Below are 22,136 nucleotides of genomic sequence, written 5' to 3'. Positions count from 1 at the left end.
CAGAATAATGGCTGGTTGACGTGAAGTCCCTTTATCTCATCATCCATCCCTTCATCACCCCATCACCTCTCAAGAGGTTCCTTCGACACGATAGATGTTTTGCGTTGCCAAACGAGAGCAAATCGTCGAGGGTAACTCTCCAGGGGCGAGAACCCGGCGGGCTAACTTTCCTTTCAGGTTCGTCATCGGATCTCGACCGGAGGAAATCAAGAATTCGATATATTTAACGCGTTCCCAAGTGGCCAAGCGATCTAAAATCTCGGCTGTGGCTTTGACATAGGGATGGCTACAATCTTCGTACCAATCGGCTTTGGCAAGGTTGGGTTGGTCGAAGCCGATGTGAAACGTAATTGTCGGTTGTCCGAACAAGGCCACGGTCACGGGGCGGGTTTCTTCTTGCACGAGTAAGTGTTGGTCTCGGGCGAGTTCTCGCAGGTTTTCTAACAACTGCGATCGCCCATCGGCGGTTAAAGGATCTTCCTCGTGCAAGTGCATCGCCACGGTCGCCAGATACGTCTGCAACAGCATATGACCGAGTTTTTTCGCCTTCGTGGCCAAATAAACGGAGTTATAATCGGTGGCTTCGATCAGTAAGGGAACGCGATCGACGACTTCGATACCGTAACCCCGCAACCCAGCAATTTTACGCGGATTGTTTGTCAGTAAGCGAATTTTACGCACGCCCAAATCGTTGAGCATTTGCGCCCCCACACCGTAGTTGCGTAAGTCGGGGGGAAATCCCAGTCGTTCGTTGGCTTCGACGGTGTCTAAGCCCATATCTTGCAGCGAATAGGCTTTGAGCTTGTTCAGCAAGCCGATCCCGCGCCCCTCTTGGCGCAGGTACAACACCACCCCTTCACCGTGTTGTTCGATGGTCTTCAGCGCCGCTTGTAACTGCATCCGACAGTCGCACCGCAGCGATCCTAGGGCATCCCCGGTCAAGCATTCGGAGTGAACGCGCACCAATACCGGGCGATCGCCGAACGTCCCCGGATCGCCTTTGACGATCGCCACGTGTTCGGTATCGTCCATCGCGTTACGATAGGCGTAAATCTGAAAGTTCCCGAACTGGGAGGGTAACGCCGCAACAGTTTCTCGGGTCACGAACCGTTCGTTTTGCAGGCGATAGCTAATTAAATCAGCAATGCTAATCAGTTTGAGATCGTGTTTGTCCGCGTACTCGATGAGTTCGGGCAACCTCGCCATCGTCCCGTCGGGGTTTTGGATTTCGCAAATGACCCCGGCCGGATATAGCCCCGCCAAACGCGATAGATCGACGCCAGCTTCAGTATGTCCCGCCCGTTTGAGAACGCCGCCCTTTTTCGCCCGTAGGGGAAAAATATGACCGGGACGGCGCAAATCTTCGGGTTTGGTATTCGGGTCGGTCGTCGCTAAAATCGTTCGCGCCCGATCTTCTGCGGAAATGCCCGTCGTAACGCCGAGGTGGAGGGCGCCGTCGATGCTGACGGTAAAGGCGGTTTGGTCGGCAGCGGTATTGCGCGTCACCATCAGGGGAAGGTCGAGTTCGTCGAGACGCTCTCCCGTCATGGCCAGGCAGATTAACCCTCGGGCTTCGACCGCCATGAAGTTGATAGTCTCTGCGGTGACGAACTGTGCCGAACAGATGACGTCTCCTTCATTTTCGCGATTTTCGTCGTCCACGACGACGATACATTTTCCCGCCCGTAAGTCGGCCAGGGCGGATTCGATCGAGTCGAACTGAAACGAGCTGGATGCGTTGGGTTGAGACGATTCCACGGATGTATCGACTGTCCTACTTTGAAAACCGTAAACTTTTTTTAAGTCTCCTATAATTGTATCTTGTTTAGCGGACTTCTTCGGGGCGCAAGGGAGAGGAGGAGCTTTTTCAGGGAAGAGGGAAGAGGGAAGAGGGAAGACAGGTAACAGTTTCTCCTTATCTCCTCACTGGTGACTGGTGACTGAAACACTGTTCGCTGTAAAAGGGGAGAGGATGTCAAACGCCCTCTGACAGCTCAGGCAAAGTGCGTTAAGCTCGAATCCAATCGACAAACGCAGATAAGCAAAAATTAGAAAACTATGGAAATTCCGGCATGGATGGATTGGGTAGTCGTGGGATTTGCCGCCGCACTGCTTCTCGGTAGCGGCCTCGTCATGTCCAACGGCGCGATCGAGGACGAGCAGAAGTTACAACGACCGAAATCGAAGCCTAAAAAATAAGACGTTTCTAACTTCGTTCGTCGAACTTATCTCGATCGCCAGTTGTTCGCAGCGCGATCGAGGACGTAAGCTGTCACGTCTGCAATTTCTTCGTCGCTGAGGCGATCGCCGTAGGCAGACATATTATTTTTACCGTTTTTGACCAGTTCGGCGATCGCTTCGGGCGTATCCCGTCCGTAACGCCGCAAAGTCCGTTGTTTCAGCGTTTTTCCCCGACGGATAATATTACCACCGTTAACGTGGCATCCCACGCAATACCGATCGAAAATCGCTTCGCCGTTGTCCAAATCTGCTGCGTTGACCGCCGTTCCCGATAAGCCTAAAATTAAAAGTAATATTAGTATTAATACTCTCATCATCCCCTCATCCCCGCTTTTCCTCCTCTCCCAACGGTAACACCACGGTAAACGTCGTTCCCTTTCCTTCTTGGCTGCTGACGGAAATCGAACCGCCATGTATGTCCACCGATCGCTTGACGATCGCCAATCCCAACCCCGTTCCGGGGATTTTTCCAACGTTTTTAGCCCGGTGAAACGGCTCGAAGAGGCGATGTTGCTCCTCGGGGGCGATACCGATTCCCGAATCGCTCACTTGAAAGCAAACGCGATCGCTCTCGAAAGAAACGGTAAAGGTGACGACTCCCCCATCTGGGGAATATTTAACAGCGTTCGAGAGTAGGTTGTTCAGTAAGTGCCACAGCAGTTTCTCGTCGAGATGTGCGGGTTGGGGCGTACCTCGAACTGAATATTCGATCGAATAACCCTGTCCGGCCCCAAAGGCGATCGCATCGACTAAATCCCGACAAAACGTCTCGACATCTACCGAAGTCCGCTGAAACGGAACTTTTCCCGATTCGACTCGACCGAACGTCAGCACGTCTTCGAGCAGTTGGTTCATGCTGGCCGTACTCGAGAGAATGCGCTGAATGTACTTTTGTTTTTTCTCGTCCGACCAAACATCGCCAAAATGCTCTAACAGTTCTGCCGACGATTGAATCACAGTTAGCGGCGTGCGAAATTCGTGGGACGTCATCGACAAATACTGAGTTTTGAGATCGCTGTTTTCTTCCGCCGCTCGTTGTTGTTGGCGGGTGTTTTCTAACGCTTGCTGAAGCTCGCGTTCGGCGTGGTGGCGCGTCAGGGCAATTTCGATCGTAACCTGCAACTCTCGGTCTTTAAAGGGTTTGAGGACGTAACCGAGGGGAACGCTGACCTTCGCTCGCTCGAGGGTGGCGCGATCGGCGTTAGCCGTTAGGTACACCACCGGAAGCTCGAGGCGTTCTCGGATGGTACGAGCGGCTTCGATACCGTCGATCTCTCCCTGTAACATAATGTCCATCAAAACCAAGTCTGGGAGGTAGTCCGTGGCGGATTCGATCGCTTCTTCTCCCGACGCCACAATGTCTGCGATCTCGTATCCCAAATTTTCTAACCGGTAGGCGATATCGTCTGCGACGATCGCTTCGTCCTCGACGATGAGAATGCGAATCTCAGACATAACGTCGGGTCAACCTCGCGTGCGGTCTCGAAGTGGAGAAAACGTCACCTGAAAGACGGCTCCATTTCTGTTGTACATCTCTAGTTTGCCTCGAAGCTGGCGCGTCAGCGATCGCACTAGACGCAGTCCCAAGGAGGTCGTTCGCGCGATGTCTAAATTTTCGGGGAATCCTACGCCCGTATCGCTGACTCTGAGCATTAGTCGATCGTCGCGATCGAACCTTCGGAACTCTAGGGCAATTTTACCCGATCGCCCTTCAGGAAATCCATGTTTTAAAGAGTTGGAAATCAGTTCGTTAACGAGCAATCCGCAAGGAATAGCTGTATCGAGGTTTAGCGAAATTGGCTCGACGCTCGTTTCGAGCCGAACGTAGTTAAAACTCACATTGTATGAGGAAAACAACGCATGAACTAAGTTTTGGACGTAATCGGCAAAATCAATCTTAGAAAAACCATTAGATTGATAAAGTTTTTCGTGGATTAAAGCCATGCTTCGGATTCTATTTTGACTTTCTTCTAGAATCGAAAGAATACCCTTATCTTGACTAAATTGTGACTGCAATGAAAAAATACTTGAAATAACTTGTAGGTTATTTTTAACTCGATGATGCACTTCTTTAAGCAGCAATTCTTTGTCTTGCAAAGAGGTTTTCAGTTCGGATTCCGCTTGCTTGAGTTCGCTAATATCAATACCAACTGATACTGCCGAACGACCGCGATCGTACTTTTTTGCCACCATTAAATAGGTACGAACTCGACCGCGAACAGTCGAAGTCACTTCACAAGACAGTTGACTGTCACTCAGTTGAAAAAAGCGATCGATCCATCGAGAAAATTCAGACTGTCGGTCTTGAAAACCGACGGGACGGCCGATAAAGGTTTCGGTCGGTAAATCGTAGGTATTCGCTAAATGTTGGTTGACACCGAAATAATACGCCCGGCCTTCGTTGCGATCGAAGCCCATCCACGACACGAGACCCGGTACGGCGTCCAACACGGCTTGCAGTCGGTCTTTCGCTTGTTGCAACTCGGTTTCAGCCTGTTTGCGATCGCTGATATCAGTCCAATATCCCAAAATTTCGACGGGATTTCCCGCCTCGTCGCGAATCAATTTCAACTGATCGTAAACCCAGTGATAGCATCCATCGTCGAACAAAAAGCGATACTCGTGGTTGTAACAATCTGTCTCGAAGACGTGCTTCAAGTTCTCGAATACGCGATCGCGATCGTCGGGATGAATGCAACTCCCCCAAAAATGCGGTTCGATAACAAACCGCTCGGCCGGGTATCCCGTCAGAGATTCGACGTTGTCGCTCATATACGTCGCCGCAAAGTTGCCCTCGGCTTTGCAACTATAAATCACGCCCGGACTAGAAACGAGGAGGTATTCCAGTCGCTTCTGAGCCAAATGTCGATCTAACTCCGCAAATTTGGCTTCGGTGATATCGTTTTGAATCCCCAGATAGTGCGTGACCGCGTTTTCGGCGTCGTAAATCGGAGAAATCGATACTTCGTTCCAAAACATCCGGCCGTCTTTGCGATAGTTGCGAAGAACGACCGTACAACTGCCCTGACGCTTTAAGGCGTTGCGGAGGTTGTCGATTTCGACTTGGTGGCGATCGCGCCCCTGTAAAAACCGACAGTTGTGTCCCAACACCTCCTCGGCCGTATACCCCGTAATCTGCTCGAAGGCTGGGTTGACGTAAATGAGTGGATAATCCGGTTTTTGGGCGTCTACGATGACGATGCCGTTACTGCTAGCTTCGATCGCCCGTTCGTTGAGGCGCAAGCGTTCTTCAGTTTGCTTGCGATCGCTAATATCGCTACACACTCCGATAAGCTGCGTCGGTTTTCCGTCGTCCGTGCGAGAAAACACCGCCTCGCGACTGAGTACCCACCGCCATTGACCGTTCGCGTGACGGATGCGATATTCGATTTCGAGAACGGTCGCGTCGTCGATGCGATCGAAGCGACTCAACCTCTGCTGGACTCGCTCCCAATCGTCGGGATGGATGAGTCGAGATAAAAACCCGTTCCCCATGGCAGCGATATCTTCGAGAGAATACCCCAAAAGCACCTGAATTTCCTGGTTGACGTAAACGTTACGTCCTTGCTGGAGATCGTAGATATAGAGAAGGTCGGGAATCGCATCGGCCACGCGTCGAATAAAGCGTTGATTCTCCCGTAGTTGCTGTTCGGCCTGTTTGCGATCGCTGATGTCTGTCGAAATACCGCCAACGGCGTAGGGACGTCCGCCATCGTCTTTGAGGGGAAATTTAATCGAGAGATACGTTCGGGTTCGATCGTCCAAAGGAACGCATTCTTCAAATTCCCCAGGGGTTCCCGCTTCGAGAACCTCGAGATCGTTGTTCCGAAACGACTGAGCGATGTCGCGATCGATCAGCTCGAAATCCGTACGTCCGATCGCGCGTTCGGGTTCGATCTCGAACAGTTCCGAAAAGCGAGAGTTCACCAGGAGATATCGCCCTTGCAGATCCTTGAGATAGACCACAGAGGTCGTGTTGTCGAGGATCGCTTGCAACCGTTGCTGGGACTCTCGCAGCGCTTCCTCTGCCCGTTTGCGATCGCTGGCATCCCGCACGATGCAGATCGTTCCCCCATCGTCGAGTGTCGTGAGCGACACATCTTGAGGATACGTCGTCCCGTCGCGCCGCAACCCCCGAACCTCGCCGCGCCATTCTCCCCGTTCTCGCAGTTGGGGCAGCGCCTCTTGCTGCAAACGCTGCCGTTCGTCGTCTCGGTAGAGGACGCTCCAACTCCGGCCGAGGAGTTCCTCGGGGCGATCGTAACCGTAAACTTGGAGATGAGCGGGGTTGAGGTAAACGTAGCATTCCTCAGCGTTGAGAATCGCGATACCGTCTCGGGCGGCATCCATTGCTTTTCCTTGCTGTCGCAGTCGAGCTTCGGTACGGCGGCGTTCGGTAATATCTTCGTAGGTGACGAGAATGCCGATAACGTTCCCGTCGGGATCGTGTAGGGGTATGCGGCTGGTATCTAACCACGCTATCCGGCCGTCGGGACGGCGAATTTCTTCGATCGCGTGGTATTCGGGGGCATCGCCGTCCATCGCCCGTTGGTGGCAAACGCCGCACCCTTCGATGTCGGCACAATAGTCGGGGAGGTCGCGATCGCGCTTTCCGATGAGGTCTTCAGGGCTGGCCGCGCCTTTGTCTCGGGCGAACGTTTGGTTGCAGCCGCGATAGACGGTATCGCGGTCTTGCCAGAAAATAGCTTGAGGAATGTTGTCGATCACCAGTCGCAGAAAGGCTTGAGACTGTCGCAGTTCCAGTTCGGCTCGTTTGGCGTCGGTGATGTCCCGCACGATGGCGATGGTTTCGTTGGCAGCACTGGCGGTCACGCGGGCTTCCCAGTATCGCAGTCGATCGCCGATGGGCATTCGGTACTCGAAGGACTGGAGCGATCGCGTAGTTAAAGCCCGTTCGATAGCGTCGAGGGTCAATGTCGCTACTTCTGAAGGCAAAATTTGACTGACGTGTTTGCCGAGAAAGTCGTTGGGAGACATCCACAGCAACCCGTCGGGTGGACTGTGATAGTTGACGAACACGCCATCTCGCCGGATGCGGAACAGTAAATCGGGCAAGGCGTCGATGAGGGCGCGGTTAGTGGCGTAACTGCTGCGGAGGCGTTCGTCGGCCTGTCGGCGATCGGTGGCGTCCCGGCCGATACCGCGATATCCCTGCAAGCATCCTTCCGCGTCGAGGATGGGAACGCCGCTGGCTTCGACGATGACTTCGTTGCCCGTTTTAGCGTGGTAAAAGATATATTCTTGATTGCGAAAGGGTTGGCGGTCGGCTGCGGCTCGTAAGAACGCCTCGCGACCCCGTTGGGCGTCTTGGACGTTCATGAAGTCCCAAGGATAGCGATCGCACAGCTCTTGAGGGTCGAGTCCGAGGATCTCCCGCACTTGGGGACTGGCGTAGATGAATTTTCCTCGGCGATCGGATTCCCAGACCCAATCGCTACTGGCTTCGACGAGGTTGCGAAATCGCTGTTCGCTGTCTCGAAGGGCGTCGATCGCCCGCACCCGTTCGAGTTCGGCAGCCGCTCGGGCTGCGAACACTCGTAAAATCGAGAGGTTGTAGTCGGGATCGTCGCAGGGGCGATCGTCGATGGCGCAGAGATAGCCGATGGGGTTGCCCTGGCCGTCTTGCAGACACACACCGAGGTAGCTTTCGGCGTCGCAACAGGCTAAGTCCGAGTCGTGGGGAAAGGCTCGGCGCACGCCAGAGGGGTAGCAGCAAGATCCGGCTTCGAGAGCGATCTGACTGGGGGTTCCTTGGATGGGGGAGATGACGTTATGTTGGAGTTTTCCGTCGCACCAGACGGCTAGAGCGTGCAGGCGATCGCCTTGGAGTTGGGAGACGAAGACGCTCTGCACGTCGAGCGCGATGGCGATATGGCGGACGAGGGCGGGGAAAAAGTCGCTTCCGGTGACGGCGGCGGTTCCGGCGACGAGGTTGGTCAGAGCGGTGTCGGTGCGCTGGCGACGGGCGATTTCGGTTTCGAGGCGGTCGATCGTTTCTTGCAGTTGTCGGGTGCGCTCTCGAACTTGGGTTTCGAGTTCTCGGTTGATGTGTTGGAGTTGCTGTTGGCTGCGCCTGCGATCGCTGATGTCTTGACCTTCGACGACCAGTAAGATGGTGAGATCGCGTTCCCAAGATACGGGAGTCACGGATAAGGCGAGGGTGAGGGGTTCGCCCGATCGCGGATGGGTAAAGTCGAGTTCTAAGCGGGCGATCTTGCCGCCTGCCGCCTGTCGAACGGCTTCACGGACTCGGTCTTTCGCGGCGTCTTCGAGATTCCACCACCGGGCTTCCCAAAAGCGATCTCCGAGAACTTCGACGACGGAGAGGTTGGCGAAGTCTAAGACGCGCTGGTTCGCTTCGGCGACGGTTCCGTCGGGCATTAACAGCCAGATGAAGTTGAAGGCGCGATCGAAGATGCAGCGAAAGCGAGTTTCGTTGGCTTCCAAGGCGAGTTGGGCAAAGTGTCGTTCGCTGAGGTCGTGTAGGGCGATCGCCCATCCTCTCGGGGATTCTCCCGTTTCCCCAACAGCCGTCGCGGTGCAATCGACGGACACGGACTTACCGTCGTCGGCGATCGAGAGGAGGTTGCTGAAATGGCGAGGGGAATCCCCAGACGCGAGGGTAGTGGCGGACAGTTCGACGGGTCGGTACGTTTTCTGGCTCGTCAACTGCAAAATGTCTTCGAGCGGTCGGCCGATGGCGGATTCGGCAGTCCGTCCGGTGAGCCGTTCGGCAACGGGGTTGAACGCGATCGCGGTTCCCGTGCGATCGGTTACGATAACGCCGTCTCGGAGGGTCGAGAGGGTGGCAGACAGCCACAAGTCGCGATCGCCATGCTGTTCGTTTACCGTCATCTCTTTACCACAACATCAGCATTTTGTCAACAAAAAACCGAGTCGTTTACGTTCGAGCGTCGAGCCAGGTTCCCGTCAGACAAGACCCCGTTAACAGAGTTCCCTCGAACGTCGCATTGTCCACCTCGGCACACAGCAGGTTCGCACCCGATAGGTTCGCACCCCGCAAGTCCGCACCCGATAGGTTCGCTTCCTCGAGGTTGGCTTCCGCGAGCAGCGCCCCTTTCAAGTCCGCCTCGGCGAGATCGGCCCCCGACAGGTTCGCCCCCGACAGGTTCGCACCCCGCAAGTCCGCACCGCGTAAATCGACCCCCTGCAAATCGACTCCCATCAGGTTCGCGCCACTTAAAAACGCGCCGTTGAGAACCGCTTGTTGCAGCCTCGCCCCCATCAAGTTCGCTCCGCGCAGGTTGCTTCCCCGCAAGTCCGCTTCGCTCAAATTAGCTTGCATTAAGTTTGCCCCTAAAAAGGTCGCGCGGGCGTCTGCCCGATCTAACGACGCTCCGAGGAGATTGGCGCCGTCGAGACGCGTGGTTTCGAGCTGACTGCAAGACAGGTTAGCACCGACGAGATTGGCACCGGCGAGATCGACACCTCGCAAGTCGAAACCCGAGAGATTTTGGTCTTCGAGATCGACGCCGCGTAGGTGGTCGAACTGTCGCGATCGCAGAATTTCGAGATCTTTCATATGAAAAGTTGCAGTGACTGACGAGCTGGGGAATTTACAGTGAAGCGGGAAGGATTGCCGGAACGCGAACAACGAGGGAGACGCAGACACCGGCTCTCCTCATCCTCGGTACTGGCTGGGTTCTAGCGAGCCAATCGAGTCGTCGTGACGGTCGAGCAGCCACATTCCCGAGGCGATCTTGAAGGATTCCGTCGGCAGTGCCATACCCTGTTGCAAGGCTAACACCAGCAATGCTAAGGTTTCGACCAGTTTGGGATCCCACCGAAAACCGCTGTTCTCCTGGCAGTCGGACAGGGCGGTGGACAGGGCTTCTTCGCGACGGCACGTCCGAGATAGCTGCGTCGTTCGTCCTTGGAAATACGCCATTAACCCGAGAATTCGCGACTCGAGAGGAATGCTGTCATAGCTGAGTCCCGCCGGTTGTCCCGAACCGTCCCAGCGTTCGGTTTGGTGGGTGACGATTTTCGCCACCGCTCGCAGTTGGGGCATCGTCCGCAACACTTGCGCCCCCGTCCGCAACCGACAGCTCGGGGCCTCTCCCTGGCTCGCCGGGATTTCCTCGGGATCGCTACCGGGTAAGTAGTCGAGGCGATGGAGCCATCCCGCCAACCGCAAGCGTTTGATTTGCCACGCTTGGAGACCGAGCAGTTGTCCCATCATCTCGCACAGCGACGAGACTTCCGTGGCAGCCATCGGGTTTTCCGTGTCGGTTAAGTCGATGAGCTGCGCCATGCGGAGAAACGCTTGCAGCTTGTTGGAGACGATGTTGCGTTCGAGTTGCTGTTGGTGGGGAAACGGCGTCGAATCGAACCGTTCGTCTAAATCGCTGTGGCTGGCTTTGAGGTAGTTGACAACCCGCGAGACGATCTCGCTCAAGTCTTCGGTTCGATCGCCCTCGGCGGCGTCTTCGATCTCGCGGACGCGATCGGCCAATCGGTCTCGCAGCGAGCGATCGCGAGTTCCGATATGCTCGATCGACAACTTCACGGCTTCGAGAACCAATTCTGGCTCGAAAGTCCAGAATCCGTAAAACTTCCGTTCGACATCGACGTCAGGAACGCCTTCCGCCCCGTAGTCTTCGGGTAAGAGTTCCTGACACATCACCATGGCCGTGTAGCTCGGCGATAAAATCATTAAGTGCCATTCTTGGGCGACCGGATCGTCTGGCGATAAGGCCACGAACGAGACGTTCGGTTTTCGACTCGCCACGCGATCGGCAAATCCCGTTTCGGGAACGGCCATAATCGCGATCTCTCGCGCTTTGTCTGCCAGTTCCGCATAGCGATCGGCTTCTTGCAGATACCATTTTCCCCGTTGAAACGCGGCGATCGCGATGGGTTGGCACTCCGATTCGAGAATACTATCTTCGAGGGCGTGACACAGCGCAATTAAAGTATTTTTATAATAAACTCCGTAGTTTAAAGGAGTTTTGCTCGTTTTTCCTTGACGGTGGCCGTCAACGAGTTTTTGTAAGATCGATCCCTTCAGCATTACGACGGTACGAACCATTGGTACTTCCGATCGGAATTATAATGGATCGTTATGCTTCGGGCAGGAAAGGTACAGCGCGAGGGATCGCGATTCGAGGATGGGGACAGAGGGCCGAGTTCGCAGGGAAAACGACTCCGGGTCGATAAGTTCGTCTTCGTTTTCCCTTCTAGAGATCGACTCGGCCGCGATGCGATCTCACCAGTTCGACGGGCATTTCAGCACGGCGATCGCCCCGCACCCGGTCGCGGGATCAAACGCCCGGTAAATTCAATCCGCCCGTCAGCTCTTCCATTTTTTCGCGCATCGTCGCCGTCGATTTTTGATAAGCGTCTTGCATGGCTTCCGTCACCAGTTGCGAGACGACTTCAGCCCCTTCGCCGAGGGCATCTTCCGAGATTTCTGCCCGACGGGGTTCCTGGTTTCCGCTCAAGACGACTTTAACCAAACCACCTCCAGCTTCTCCCTCGATTTCCATGTTATCGAGGTCTTCTTGTAACTTTTTCGCTCCTTCTTGGACTTCTTGAGCTTTTTTGAACGCCTCGGCCAGTTCTTTCATTTTGCCGAGGCCGAAACCAAAACCTTGTCCCTTTGCCATAACTAATTTGCGAGTTGATTTGCGAGTCGATCCGCAAGCCAGCCTGCAAGTCGAGCGATCCGTTGCAACCACAACAGGAGTCCGACCCGAGCCGACCTTTAGAGCGTATACGTCTCCCTATTTTGACACCTCAGCGTCCTTCTCACCAAAGATCGTCGTAGTCGCGCGAAAATTCGCCGAGGAGTTTGACCTCCGGTTCGAGCCAAACGTCCCAGCGATCGCAGACCGTTCGACGCACGTGACGGATGACCGAGACGACATCGTCGGCCGTCGCGCGTCCGCAATTCAAAATAAAATTGGCGTGTTCTTGAGCCACACAAGCCCCCCCGACCGTATATCCCTTCAGCCCCGACTGTTCGATGAGCCAACCGGCGGCTTGGGGGGTCGGATTGCGGAAGACGCTGCCACAACTGGGACGATGGTAAGGTTGGCTGGCGTGGCGCTGTTTGAGATGGGATTCCGTGCGGGCTTTGACGCGAAGGGGGTCGTCTCCGACTCGTAAGGCGAACGTGGCGCTGAGAACCGTGCGATCGCTGCCCTGCAAGACCGAATGGCGATAGCCGTACTGTAGGTCTTCGAGTTTGAGAACCTCCAAGCTGCCTTCAGCAGACAACACCTCCACCGAAGCCACCACGTCCGCCGTACAACTGCGATGGGCGCCAGCGTTCATCACCACCGCCCCGCCGACCGTTCCGGGAATTCCCACCGCCCACTCGAAGCCGCTCCAACCGCGATCGGCGATTTGCCAGGCCAGTTTGGGAAGCGGAACCCCAGCGGCGACTCGTACCCGTCCGTCGGTCTCGAAGGCGGTCTCGCGTAGATAACGGGTACTGACGACGAGGCCGGGAATTCCCTTATCGCCGATGAGGAGGTTCGATCCCGCCCCTAACAGCGTGACGGGAAAGCCTTCGGATCTGGCCCAACTCACCGCCGCGTGCAAGTCGTCGAGGTGTCGGGGCGTGACGTACCACTGAGCCGGTCCGCCAACGCGCAGGGTCGTCATGCGAGTCAGCGAAACCTGTCGGTAAATGGGAGCCTCAGATCCCAGGAGACGAATCGGAGATCGATCGAGATCGTCTGTCATGACGATAGGGGAAGATCTAGGTTGAGAAAACGTCACGATCGTTCAAGATATACGGTACGACGATGCCGAACGCACCTGTACGGAGGGGCGATCGCGTTCGGCTTGGCGGCACTCTTCCATCACTTGAGGCACGATTTGATTGAGATCGCCTGCCCCTAAGAATAACGCTAAGTCTCCCGTTTCGAGGAAATCGCCGAGAAAGTCGGCTAACTCGGGCAGTTGGGGACGGTAGTAGACGCACTGATGGCACTCGGCCAGCGCGTCGGCCAAGCGCCTCGAAATCGCGCGATCGAAGGCGGCTTCTCCGGCACTGTAAACGTCGCTGACCACGACCACGTCCGCATCCGAGAAAGACTGGGCGAATTCCGTCAAAAAGGTTTGGGTGCGGCTGTAGCGGTGGGGTTGAAAGACGGCTACGACGCGGCGAATTTTTTCGGGGTCGCTGTCGGCTTGCAGTCGCGCCGCCGAGAGCGTAGCTTGAATTTCACTGGGGTGGTGGGCGTAGTCGTCGATAAAGCGAATGCCGTCGATGGTGCCGCGCAACTCGAACCGCCGCCGGGCCCCTTCAAACTGTTTGAGGGCGTTCGCGATCGCCTCGAACTCGAGGCCGAGATGGCGTCCCACGGCGATCGCAGCGAGGGCGTTGCTGAGGTTGTGCCGTCCGAGGAGTTTCAACTCGAGGGTGCCGAGAACCTGTCCCCGTTCCCAAATGCGGGCGCTGGCACCGCCGGCCGAAAACGCGATGCGATCGGCGAAGTAATCGGCGTTGGCGTCGGGATCGAGGCTGTAGGTGAGGTCGGGGGCGATGCGATCGCGGACGACCGTACAGTCGATACACCCGACGGTGAGGTGGCAGCGATCGGCAAACTGTCGGAAAATTTGGGTGACTTCGTCGAGACTTTGGTAGTGGTCGGGGTGATCGAGTTCGATGTTCGTGACGATGCCGATGGCGGCGTCGAACTTCACGAGAGAACCGTCTGATTCGTCGGCTTCGGCGACGAGGTAGTCTCCGAGACCGAGACGAGCGTTCCCTTCCCAGGCTTTGACTTCTCCACCCACGACGATGGTGGGGTCGAGGCCAGCGTGCAGTAATAGGAAACCCACCATGCTGCTGGTGGTCGTTTTTCCGTGAGTTCCGGCGACGGCGATACTTTTGTAGTCGCGAATCAGAGCCGCCAAAACGTCCGAGCGATGAAAAATCGGACAACCGAGGTCTAAGGCTGCCCGATATTCAGCGTTCGTCGAGTCGATGGCGGTCGAACAGATGACTTGGGGAAGTTCTTCGTTTTGGGGTCGTCCTCGACCGTTGCGACGGGGATTACCGTTCGACGAGAAGGTGGAAGCGCGATCGGCTCGGACGTTTTCGTGAAAAAATTCGAGATTGTTCGCGTTTTGTTCCCAGAAAATATGAGCGCCAAGCTGTTGCAATCGTTGGGTATGGGAATTGGATTTTAAATCCGAACCGTAAACGGGAAGCTGGCGCTTCGCTAAGATATATGCCAGGGCTGACATTCCAACTCCACCAATTCCGATGAAATGAAATGGCTTGCCGCTGAAATCAACAGAATTCGGCATTTTCGCTCCTAACACACCACACCGTACCGATAACACGCGATATCATATCAGGTATTGTTATTTTGCGATACAACTTCAGGTGAAGATCGCGGCTCGTCTCTTTCGAGACAACACCCCGTTCGCGTATCGCGGTGTTTATCGCGATTAAGTTTAGCGCAAGGGGTTCGCATTCGATCGCTTCGTACCTGTGAAACCCGATCGAAACTTGCCGTTCGAGCGATGCGCGAGCGATGCGCGATCGCCCTAAAGGGAATTTGACAGAGAATTTGGCAGGGAATTTAGCAGAAAATCGGGTCGAAAATTTGGCCGTGTTTGGCGGCACTTTCGATCCCGTTCATTTCGGTCATCTGGCGTTAGTTGAGGCGGCTCGAAAACAGTTCGATCTCGATGTGGTGGTTTGGGTGCCGACGTTCCGTCCGCCGCATAAAGGCGATCGGGTCGTGGCCTCCTTCGATCGACGGTTGGACATGGTTTCGATCGCGATCGGTTCGATCGCGGAATTCGTCGTTTCGGACGTCGAATCCGAACGATCTCGAACGTCTTTCGCCGTCGATACGTTGAGGGCGTTGCAGCAACGATATCTCGCCGAACGGTGGTATTGGATCGTCGGCAGCGATACCGCTCGCTTTTTACCCCGGTGGGTGGGGATCGAAACTCTGGTGGCACGGTGCGAGTGGATCGTCGCTCCCCGTGACTCGAGCGCGGCATGGCAGACGACTGAAGCCGTGGCGCGACAGTTGCAACAGCGACAGTTAACGTGGCGTTGGTACGGTTTGAATTGGGAGCCGCTGCCGATTTCCTCGAGCCAGGTGCGCCGCGCCTGTCGCGTCGGAGACTCCATCGAGAAACTCGTTCCCTCGGCGGTGGCCGATTACCTCAAAACATTTCGACTTTACGACAGTTCGCTGTAGAAAATTCCCGCAAACGAGGTAAGATTTCGACGATCCCCGATCGGTTCGACGCCACGATCGCACTAGCGATCGTCGGATAAAACAGCGATCGATCCGTCGTCGCTTCCTTGGAAAAACTGTTGCGACCCCACGCGTTTTTGCTGGCGGTTGCCAATAAGATTCTCCGAGAAGCGATCGAGAAACGGACGGTCTTTGCGATATGATGAGAGGCACTACCGTCCCCGATCTAAAAGGGTTCGGCAACTCGAGCGCCATCGAGCTGACGGGTCTTCAGGCACAGACCGTCGCCCCCTATCCGTCAGTCGCGGCGTAGAGAATCTCGATCCCCTCTTCAGGTCGCGATCGGATTTTTCGACAGAGATCGTTGAAACTCCTCAAATTCCCGAGCGTGTTTTGGGAGTGAGCCGTACCTTGAAAACTCAGCGTTCGGCGGGTTCCATACGGAAAAGCTTGTGTGGGTAAAACGTTGAAGCCTCAAGGCGAGTGCGTTCGGACTGCGGTGTTCGTCAGAAACCCGTTTGGCCGCTCGCTTTCCCCGAGAACTGAGTGTCTAATGCAGTTCTCAAGGTACGTCGGGACTCGGCGAAACCGGGGGCCGAGCGCCCCCAACGTCTGTGGAGAGCCGCACGCGATCCCCAAAGCGATCGGGACGCTCGATCGCCGTCGCTGCACTCGCTGAAGCAGAAACCTTATCGAGCCGGTGGGATTTTTCTGCCAGTTCGCTCGAGAAGGACGTCCACCCAGGTTATCCCAATCCCCAGGGCAAGGCTTGCCCGATCGCACGCAGGCATCCGACGGACTGTCGGCGGCCGGTAAGTGTGGTAAGTTCCTTGAGGGACTCGGCGTTTTCTCGGCCATCGACCTCGCACCACGGCGGGCGATCGATGCCGAACAAGACTGTCGCCCCCCCCTGAGTTGGGCAAGTTAAAAAACCGAAATCAAACGAGTCAAGCCAAGGGTTGCGCCCGTCACGGAGCGCGGGCGAAAAGCTGTTAGGAGGTAAAAAGGTGATTAGAGTCGCAATTAACGGTTTTGGACGTATCGGACGCAACTTTCTGCGTTGCTGGTTGACCAGAGAAAACAGCCAATTAGAAGTTGTCGGCGTCAACGATACGTCCGATCCGAAAACCAACGCCCACTTGCTCAAGTACGACTCGATGCTGGGTAAGTTGGACGCTGAAGTCAGTGCCGATAGTAATTCCATCACCGTTAACGGAAAAACGATCAAGTGCGTTAGCGATCGCAACCCCCTAAACCTGCCCTGGAAAGAGTGGGGAGTCGATCTCGTGGTGGAATCGACTGGGGTGTTCGTCACTGAAGAAGGTGCCTCGAAACACCTGCAAGCCGGTGCGAAAAAAGTGTTGATCACGGCACCGGGGAAAGGGGGCAGCATCGGAACCTACGTGATGGGTGTCAACCACCAAACCTACAAGCACGAAGATTACAAGGTCGTCAGTAACGCCAGTTGCACGACCAACTGTCTGGCCCCAGTGGTGAAAGTGCTTCACGATAACTTCGGCATTATCAAAGGCACGATGACCACCACCCACAGCTACACGGGCGACCAACGCTTGCTCGATGCGAGCCACCGGGACGTTCGCCGCGCTCGGGCAGCTGCGCTTAACATCGTTCCGACGTCTACGGGTGCAGCGAAAGCGGTGGCGTTGGTGATTCCCGAGATGAAAGGCAAACTCAACGGTATTGCTTTGCGCGTTCCGACTCCTAACGTTTCGGTCGTAGACTTTGTGGCTCAAGTGGAGAAGAAAACGTTCACCGAGCAGTTGAACGAAGTGCTGCACGAAGCCGCCAACGGCTCGATGAAAGGGATCTTGGGTTACAGCGACGAACCCCTCGTCTCCTGCGACTATCGCGGTACGAACGAATCGTCGATCGTCGATGCGAGTTTGACGCTGGTGATGGACGGCGATTTGATTAAGGTGGTCGCTTGGTACGACAACGAATGGGGTTACAGCCAGCGCGTGGTGGACTTGGCCGAACTGACGGCTGAAAAATGGGCTGAATAGTTCGGGTTTCGTAGCGAGCTTTTTTCGAGTTCGACAACGTGAGTATCGGCCGACAGGTTTTCAGAGGATCTGTCGGCCGATGTTTTGGTGTGGGAGTGGAGACGCCGAACGAGTAGGGGGCGAAATGCTTCACCCCCATTTCGGTAAATCGAAACTGTTGGTCTTTGGGTCTTCAGCGTCCCGTTCCATCAGCATGACTAACAGCAGGCGTTCGCCGTAATCGATCGCTCCCCGCAACTCTTCTTGTAAAATTTCCAAGCCGCCGTTGGCGTAAGCTTCAAATAACGCCACCCGAGCGGCGATCGCGTTAGTGTCTGTCGGGGACAACAGCGTCGGATTGCCCGTCTCCACCGCAGCCAACAGGTTGAACAGGCGATCGTAACCTCGCGATACGAAGACCTCCAAGGCAATCGGCGCGGGTTCTCGGTTCGACACCTCCCGAACGGGCGATTTCTGCCGTCGTTTCATTCCCAGGGCTGCCGCAAACGCCAGCAAATCGGCATAGGTTTGAAAGATCGCTTCTCCCGTGGCTTCGGCGGCGACCGATCTCCGAACGAATTCAGACTTGTCCTTGGCGACGCGAACGCGATGCACCATAGTCCTATTTTCTCCTTTGGCTTTCACAAATTTGAGATGACCGGATGATGAGATGACCGGAGGACGAGTCGGTGCGCGTCTGTCAGGGAAGAATCAAGAGTGAAGAGTGAAGACCGTTAACAGGTAAACGTTTCTCCCCCTCTCCCCCTCTCCCCATCACCTCATCTCCCCATCTCGATCGCTCGGTGGTATGTCCTCAACGGCGATGGTCATCTCCATCGCTTCTCGTGCCACAGGAGCGGCGGCCGTACCACCGCTTCCGCGACTCGGTTCGTCCAAGGCAACGAAGACCACATAGCGGGGATCGTCGGTGGGGAATACCGCGACGAAGCTGGCCACGACCGCCGACTCTGAATAGCCCCCTCCATCTTGACGGCTTTTTTGAGCCGTTCCCGTTTTTCCAGAAATGCGATAACCGGGAATTTTCGCGTTCTGACCGGTTCCCGACTCGATCGCTTCTTCCATCATGGCTAAGACCGATCGCACCGTTTCGGAGGAAAAGATACGTTGGGGGTCTGGTTGCCAAGCGACTTTCTGGAGTTTGCCTCGGGGGTCGCTCAATCCCCGAACGACGTGAGGCGTGACGAGATAGCCCTGGTTGGCCAGAGCGCCGTATAACTTCACCAACTGAATCGGTGTAATGGCAAATCCTTGTCCGAAGGAGGTCGTGGCGGCTTCGACTGGCGAGGCGACGAACTGCTCTCGGGATTTGAGCTGACCGGAGGCTTCAAAGGGCAAATCGATTTCCGTCGGTCGTCCGAGTTCGATGCGTTCGAGCCAGTCGTAATAGTCCGAGGCGTCCATCTGCTGGACGATGCGAACCATCCCGACGTTGCTCGAATCCCGCAAAATCTCCGTCACGCTCACCTGGCCGCGTCCGCCAGCACTTTCGTAGTCGTAGTTGGCGATTTCCCAGCCATCGATGAAAATTTGCCCTGGGTCGTAAAAGGTGTCGGTCGGGCGAATGGCTCCTGCTTCGAGGGCGATCGCCACGTTAATGGGCTTGAAAGTCGATCCCGGCTCGTATAAATCGCTCAACGCCCAATTTTTAAAGCGTTCGACCGGTGTTTCGTAGTATCGATTGGGGTTGTAGGACGGCTCGGACACCAAACACAGCAGCGAGCCGTCTCGGGCGTCCATGATGATGACCGTTCCCTGTTTGGCCTCGAACTGCTCCATTTGGGCGATTAACGCTTGACGGACAGACCGTTGCAGGCGCGAGTCCAGGGTTAGCTGTAATTCCAAGTCATCGAGTCGAACGAACGGTGGGGCGCTGCGATCGAGAATGCCGTTTTCTCCGTCGGTGTCGCCGACGACCTCGACCTGACGGCGCAAGCGGTCTTGTTGGCTGTATTCGATGCCCGCCTGGCCGTCTCCGTCGAAGTTGACGTATCCGACAACTGCTGCGGCCAGTTCGTTCTGAGGATACAAGCGAGCGGCGTGTCGTACCAGTTCCAAGCCGTCGAATCCCAGGCGAGACACGCGCTCGGCAGAGGTTTCTGAGAGAAAGTCCGTCACGCGTACGCCACTGTTGGAACTGGCGAGAACGGCTTCGAGGTCGAGCGGCGATCGCCCCAATACCGGCGAGAGCGATCGCGCCATCTCCGACAACGCGACGTCGAAGAGTTGGGGATGGGCGTAGAGAGTGTATACCGGGCGATCGATGGCTAAGGCAACTCCCTGGCGATCGACGATCGTACGCCGAGGGACGAAGTCAGCTAGCAGTCGCTGTTGTTGCTGTCCGGCGAGAGTTTGCAGGGTCGAGGCTCGAAACAGTTGTAAGCCGAGTAGGTTGAGGGTCAATCCCGCACCGGCGGCCACGAGCAACGCCCAAACGATAGTCACTCGTCGGTGAGACGGCGTCGCCACTGCGTCGCGAACGATCGGGAATTCAAACCAACGACGCCCCCAGAGTCTTCTTGCCCGAGAAGCCGAACGCGCTGACCTTTGGGGAGGAGGGGAAACGCGCGACCGTTCGGCCGGTCGGCGAGATTTGATGCGGGACGATTTCGATCGGCGATCGCTCATCGACAAGATTCCTCAGTCAAGCGCTTTCAACTCTTTCACTCTTGCCTCCGCACTCCATTAATACGCGCTGGGAAAGGGGACGGACGGCTCGGCCAGGGGTGGGGGAACCGCAACGGGAGGACGCGGAGACGCCGGTTCGATGTAAACTGCCCGATCGCGGATCGAAGTGTCGAGTCCCGTGTTTTCTTCGGCAGTCAGTTCCGAGACGTGCTGTCGCAAGGCTTCAGTTGCGACGGTCAGTTGGCGTTCGTTCTCCCGCAGGCGCTCGAGATCGCTGGCCGCTCGATTCCAGTGATGTTGGGTGTAAACCGTGCTGCCGTAGAGGGCTAGGGTCGTTGCCGCAAGGGTCGCACTGAGAGCTGCTGTAACGCGCCGTACTCGCCCCAAATTCTGTATTTTTTCGGAGACGGCGGGGAGGGGCGGTTTTAGGGGAACGACTCGGGTTGCACTCGACCGACGACGGCGCGATCGCTGAAATCGACCGGCGGCATCGAGCGGAGCGACCCGAGACGACCGGACAGACGGACGCTCGGACACTACAGACGCAGAACGAAGTGCGTAAGTCATAAACACCACCAAGACGAGAGAAAATAAAGTTAAAGCCGGCGATCGCAACAGAATCTCCGTTGAATCGACGGGTTTTCAGCGACGTTTCGGACTCGATCGAAGTCTTCACCATCCTAGCACTGTGATTTCCGCTTCCTGCAAGGAACGAGACCCCTTTGCGGAATCGAGCCGTTAGATACTGTGTTAAATTTTTGAATTAAGTTTTTGAGTTAACTTTAGGTTAAATTACAAGATCGCGAATACTATCGCGATATCGCGGTTTTACGTAAACCATCTCACTTGTGTTTCACCGACAGAGGTATCACCATGAAATTCAAAGCATTCAGCACGGCTATTCTTCTCGGCATGACGTTGACCCTCGGCGCTTGTGCGACTGGCGGCGACACCACGGCACCGGAGGCGCCCGAGGACGCCACCACGGAAACCCCTGCTGAAGAGGGTATGGAAGAGGCTCCCGCTGAAGAGGGTATGACTGAAGAAGCTCCCGCTGAAGAGGGTATGACTGAAGAAGCTCCCGCTGAAGAGGGTATGACTGAAGAAGCTCCCGCTGAAGAGGGTATGACCGAAGAGGCTCCCGCTGAAGAGGGTATGGAAGAGGCTCCGGCCGGCGAATAAGCCTCGATTTGACTCACCTCGATAGTTGGTTGGCGCATCTGTTGCGTTTGGGATAGCAACCGACGCAACAGGCGTCTGAGACGCGATCGCGTCTTCGTTCGCTCCTAACACTTTTCTCACTGTCCGGTTTGGGAATGCAGTTACTGCAATTCAGCACCTCTCACTACTGCCGTAAAATCCGTCTGGCGTTAGGTTACAAACGCCTCGACTACGATGTGGACAACTTAACCCCCGGCGCTCACACGTTAAAGCTCAAGCCGCTGACGGGGTTAACGACGGTTCCCACGTTACTCCCTCAGCATCCTGACGCCCCGGAGGCCATCGGTGACTCGACGCAAATCTTAAAGTTTTTGGAAATTCGCTATCCCGATCCGCCGTTGACGTTCGGCGACGAGGCGATCGATCGCCAAGCCTGGATGTTAGAAGATTGGTTCGACGAGAGCATCGGCACGGCGACGCGCTTTGTTTACTACGATTTTCGGGCGGGGGAGGGAAAATCGATCGATTCGTCCTGGTTCAGTCAATTGCTGGTGCGCGTGGTGCGGTTTCAGTATTCCATTACTCCGGCTGCGGTGGAACTCGCCCGCGAGCGCCTGAATTTAGCTCTGTCTTATCTCGAAAGTCGATCGAAAGAGCGTCCGTATCTCGTCGGCGATCGCCTCAGTGTCGCGGATTTGGCAGCGGCGGGGTTACTCAGTCCCCTGGCATTGATTCCTCACTATCGCAAAAATTACCCCTGGCTGTTCGAGCGTTTGGTGGCAGTTCACCAGCAATGCGACGAACCGCTTCCCCCCGGACTCGAAGAAACCGGCTCGATCGAAAAAGCTTGAATCGAAAACGTCGA

At 55.8% G+C, this 22,136-nt stretch carries 19 protein-coding genes; 6 read left to right on the top strand and 13 right to left on the bottom strand.

Annotated elements, in window-relative coordinates:
- Positions 1 to 69 precede the first annotated feature (69 nt).
- Positions 70 to 1,758, bottom strand: coding sequence for a bifunctional 3,4-dihydroxy-2-butanone-4-phosphate synthase/GTP cyclohydrolase II (gene ribBA / locus POG22_RS11480; protein ID WP_063715231.1), 1,689 nt, complete (start codon positions 1,756 to 1,758; stop codon positions 70 to 72).
- A 300-nt stretch (positions 1,759 to 2,058) separates the two neighbouring features.
- Between ribBA and POG22_RS11475 the strand changes: the two genes are divergently transcribed.
- Positions 2,059 to 2,199: a hypothetical protein gene (locus POG22_RS11475; protein ID WP_017659767.1), complete on the top strand. Its 141-nt coding sequence runs from the start codon at positions 2,059 to 2,061 to the stop codon at positions 2,197 to 2,199.
- A 26-nt stretch (positions 2,200 to 2,225) separates the two neighbouring features.
- Here the strand turns inward: POG22_RS11475 and POG22_RS11470 are convergent, their stop codons facing one another.
- From POG22_RS11470 to murC, 8 genes are all read right to left on the bottom strand, one after another.
- Entirely contained in the window at positions 2,226 to 2,558 is a 333-nt protein-coding gene (locus POG22_RS11470; protein WP_026097484.1) for a c-type cytochrome, read from the bottom strand.
- Between the two features lie 4 nt (positions 2,559 to 2,562).
- The gene (locus POG22_RS11465; protein ID WP_498905353.1) at positions 2,563 to 3,696 is read right to left on the bottom strand and encodes a hybrid sensor histidine kinase/response regulator; all 1,134 of its coding nucleotides are present in this window, start codon (positions 3,694 to 3,696) and stop codon (positions 2,563 to 2,565) included.
- A gap of 9 nt (positions 3,697 to 3,705) precedes the next feature.
- On the bottom strand, positions 3,706 to 9,117 hold the full coding sequence (locus POG22_RS11460) for a PAS domain S-box protein (RefSeq protein WP_498905351.1): 5,412 nt from the start codon (positions 9,115 to 9,117) through the stop codon (positions 3,706 to 3,708).
- 46 nt (positions 9,118 to 9,163) lie between these two features.
- Entirely contained in the window at positions 9,164 to 9,805 is a 642-nt protein-coding gene (locus tag POG22_RS11455) for a pentapeptide repeat-containing protein (protein ID WP_017659771.1), read from the bottom strand.
- A gap of 99 nt (positions 9,806 to 9,904) precedes the next feature.
- On the bottom strand, positions 9,905 to 11,314 hold the full coding sequence (locus tag POG22_RS11450) for a DICT sensory domain-containing protein (protein ID WP_498905350.1): 1,410 nt from the start codon (positions 11,312 to 11,314) through the stop codon (positions 9,905 to 9,907).
- Positions 11,315 to 11,546: 232 nt separating this feature from the next.
- On the bottom strand, positions 11,547 to 11,891 hold the full coding sequence (locus POG22_RS11445) for a YbaB/EbfC family nucleoid-associated protein (RefSeq protein ID WP_017659774.1): 345 nt from the start codon (positions 11,889 to 11,891) through the stop codon (positions 11,547 to 11,549).
- Between the two features lie 142 nt (positions 11,892 to 12,033).
- Positions 12,034 to 12,975: a UDP-N-acetylmuramate dehydrogenase gene (murB, locus tag POG22_RS11440; protein ID WP_498905349.1), complete on the bottom strand. Its 942-nt coding sequence runs from the start codon at positions 12,973 to 12,975 to the stop codon at positions 12,034 to 12,036.
- Between the two features lie 42 nt (positions 12,976 to 13,017).
- Positions 13,018 to 14,550 (bottom strand): UDP-N-acetylmuramate--L-alanine ligase, encoded by a 1,533-nt coding sequence (gene murC / locus POG22_RS11435; protein WP_498905347.1) that lies wholly within the window; start codon positions 14,548 to 14,550, stop codon positions 13,018 to 13,020.
- A gap of 230 nt (positions 14,551 to 14,780) precedes the next feature.
- Between murC and nadD the strand changes: the two genes are divergently transcribed.
- Entirely contained in the window at positions 14,781 to 15,461 is a 681-nt protein-coding gene (nadD, locus tag POG22_RS11430) for a nicotinate (nicotinamide) nucleotide adenylyltransferase (protein ID WP_498905346.1), read from the top strand.
- Here nadD and POG22_RS11425 read toward each other — a convergent pair.
- Positions 15,427 to 15,615: a hypothetical protein gene (locus POG22_RS11425; RefSeq protein ID WP_498905344.1), complete on the bottom strand. Its 189-nt coding sequence runs from the start codon at positions 15,613 to 15,615 to the stop codon at positions 15,427 to 15,429. The two genes, nadD and POG22_RS11425, sit on opposite strands and share 35 nt — an antisense overlap.
- Positions 15,616 to 16,230: 615 nt before the next feature.
- Between POG22_RS11425 and POG22_RS11420 the strand changes: the two genes are divergently transcribed.
- Entirely contained in the window at positions 16,231 to 16,389 is a 159-nt protein-coding gene (locus tag POG22_RS11420) for a hypothetical protein (RefSeq protein WP_498905342.1), read from the top strand.
- A gap of 79 nt (positions 16,390 to 16,468) precedes the next feature.
- Positions 16,469 to 17,485 carry a type I glyceraldehyde-3-phosphate dehydrogenase gene (locus tag POG22_RS11415; RefSeq protein ID WP_017659782.1) on the top strand — a complete coding sequence of 339 codons (1,017 nt, stop codon included), beginning with the start codon at positions 16,469 to 16,471 and terminating at the stop codon, positions 17,483 to 17,485.
- A 129-nt stretch (positions 17,486 to 17,614) separates the two neighbouring features.
- Here the strand turns inward: POG22_RS11415 and POG22_RS11410 are convergent, their stop codons facing one another.
- The 3 genes from POG22_RS11410 to POG22_RS11400 form a co-directional block, all read right to left on the bottom strand.
- A complete protein-coding gene (locus tag POG22_RS11410; protein ID WP_063715224.1) occupies positions 17,615 to 18,082 on the bottom strand; it encodes a DNA phosphorothioation-associated protein 4 in 468 nt (155 codons plus the stop codon).
- Between the two features lie 156 nt (positions 18,083 to 18,238).
- Positions 18,239 to 20,110: a peptidoglycan D,D-transpeptidase FtsI family protein gene (locus POG22_RS11405; RefSeq protein WP_063715223.1), complete on the bottom strand. Its 1,872-nt coding sequence runs from the start codon at positions 20,108 to 20,110 to the stop codon at positions 18,239 to 18,241.
- Positions 20,111 to 20,167: 57 nt separating this feature from the next.
- Positions 20,168 to 20,677: a hypothetical protein gene (locus tag POG22_RS11400; protein ID WP_150128243.1), complete on the bottom strand. Its 510-nt coding sequence runs from the start codon at positions 20,675 to 20,677 to the stop codon at positions 20,168 to 20,170.
- A gap of 306 nt (positions 20,678 to 20,983) precedes the next feature.
- On the opposite strand from POG22_RS11400, the gene POG22_RS11395 reads away from it, so the two are divergent.
- Together POG22_RS11395 and POG22_RS11390 are read left to right on the top strand one after the other, a co-directional pair.
- Positions 20,984 to 21,292, top strand: a complete 309-nt coding sequence (locus tag POG22_RS11395; protein ID WP_498905339.1) for a hypothetical protein — start codon at positions 20,984 to 20,986, stop codon at positions 21,290 to 21,292.
- 134 nt (positions 21,293 to 21,426) lie between these two features.
- Positions 21,427 to 22,122, top strand: a complete 696-nt coding sequence (locus tag POG22_RS11390) for a glutathione S-transferase family protein (RefSeq protein WP_498905337.1) — start codon at positions 21,427 to 21,429, stop codon at positions 22,120 to 22,122.
- Positions 22,123 to 22,136 lie beyond the last annotated feature (14 nt).

Source organism: Geitlerinema sp. CS-897 (genome assembly GCF_028368005.1).
Lineage (GTDB): Bacteria > Cyanobacteriota > Cyanobacteriia > Cyanobacteriales > Geitlerinemataceae > Baaleninema > Baaleninema simplex.
The sequence above is the reverse complement of the archived record's forward strand: the minus strand, read 5'-3'. Positions and strand labels throughout refer to the sequence as shown.

Coding starts and splice junctions, on each gene's coding strand:
- POG22_RS11475 (WP_017659767.1), top strand. CDS start 2,059: ATGGAAATTCCGGCATGGATGGATTGGGTAGTCGTGGGATTTGCCGCC.
- POG22_RS11470 (WP_026097484.1), bottom strand. CDS start 2,558: ATGATGAGAGTATTAATACTAATATTACTTTTAATTTTAGGCTTATCG.
- POG22_RS11465 (WP_498905353.1), bottom strand. CDS start 3,696: ATGTCTGAGATTCGCATTCTCATCGTCGAGGACGAAGCGATCGTCGCA.
- POG22_RS11460 (WP_498905351.1), bottom strand. CDS start 9,117: ATGACGGTAAACGAACAGCATGGCGATCGCGACTTGTGGCTGTCTGCC.
- POG22_RS11455 (WP_017659771.1), bottom strand. CDS start 9,805: ATGAAAGATCTCGAAATTCTGCGATCGCGACAGTTCGACCACCTACGC.
- POG22_RS11450 (WP_498905350.1), bottom strand. CDS start 11,314: ATGGTTCGTACCGTCGTAATGCTGAAGGGATCGATCTTACAAAAACTC.
- POG22_RS11445 (WP_017659774.1), bottom strand. CDS start 11,891: ATGGCAAAGGGACAAGGTTTTGGTTTCGGCCTCGGCAAAATGAAAGAA.
- murB (WP_498905349.1), bottom strand. CDS start 12,975: ATGACAGACGATCTCGATCGATCTCCGATTCGTCTCCTGGGATCTGAG.
- murC (WP_498905347.1), bottom strand. CDS start 14,550: ATGCCGAATTCTGTTGATTTCAGCGGCAAGCCATTTCATTTCATCGGA.
- nadD (WP_498905346.1), top strand. CDS start 14,781: ATGCGCGATCGCCCTAAAGGGAATTTGACAGAGAATTTGGCAGGGAAT.
- POG22_RS11410 (WP_063715224.1), bottom strand. CDS start 18,082: ATGGTGCATCGCGTTCGCGTCGCCAAGGACAAGTCTGAATTCGTTCGG.
- POG22_RS11405 (WP_063715223.1), bottom strand. CDS start 20,110: ATGAGCGATCGCCGATCGAAATCGTCCCGCATCAAATCTCGCCGACCG.
- POG22_RS11400 (WP_150128243.1), bottom strand. CDS start 20,677: ATGACTTACGCACTTCGTTCTGCGTCTGTAGTGTCCGAGCGTCCGTCT.
- POG22_RS11395 (WP_498905339.1), top strand. CDS start 20,984: ATGAAATTCAAAGCATTCAGCACGGCTATTCTTCTCGGCATGACGTTG.
- POG22_RS11390 (WP_498905337.1), top strand. CDS start 21,427: ATGCAGTTACTGCAATTCAGCACCTCTCACTACTGCCGTAAAATCCGT.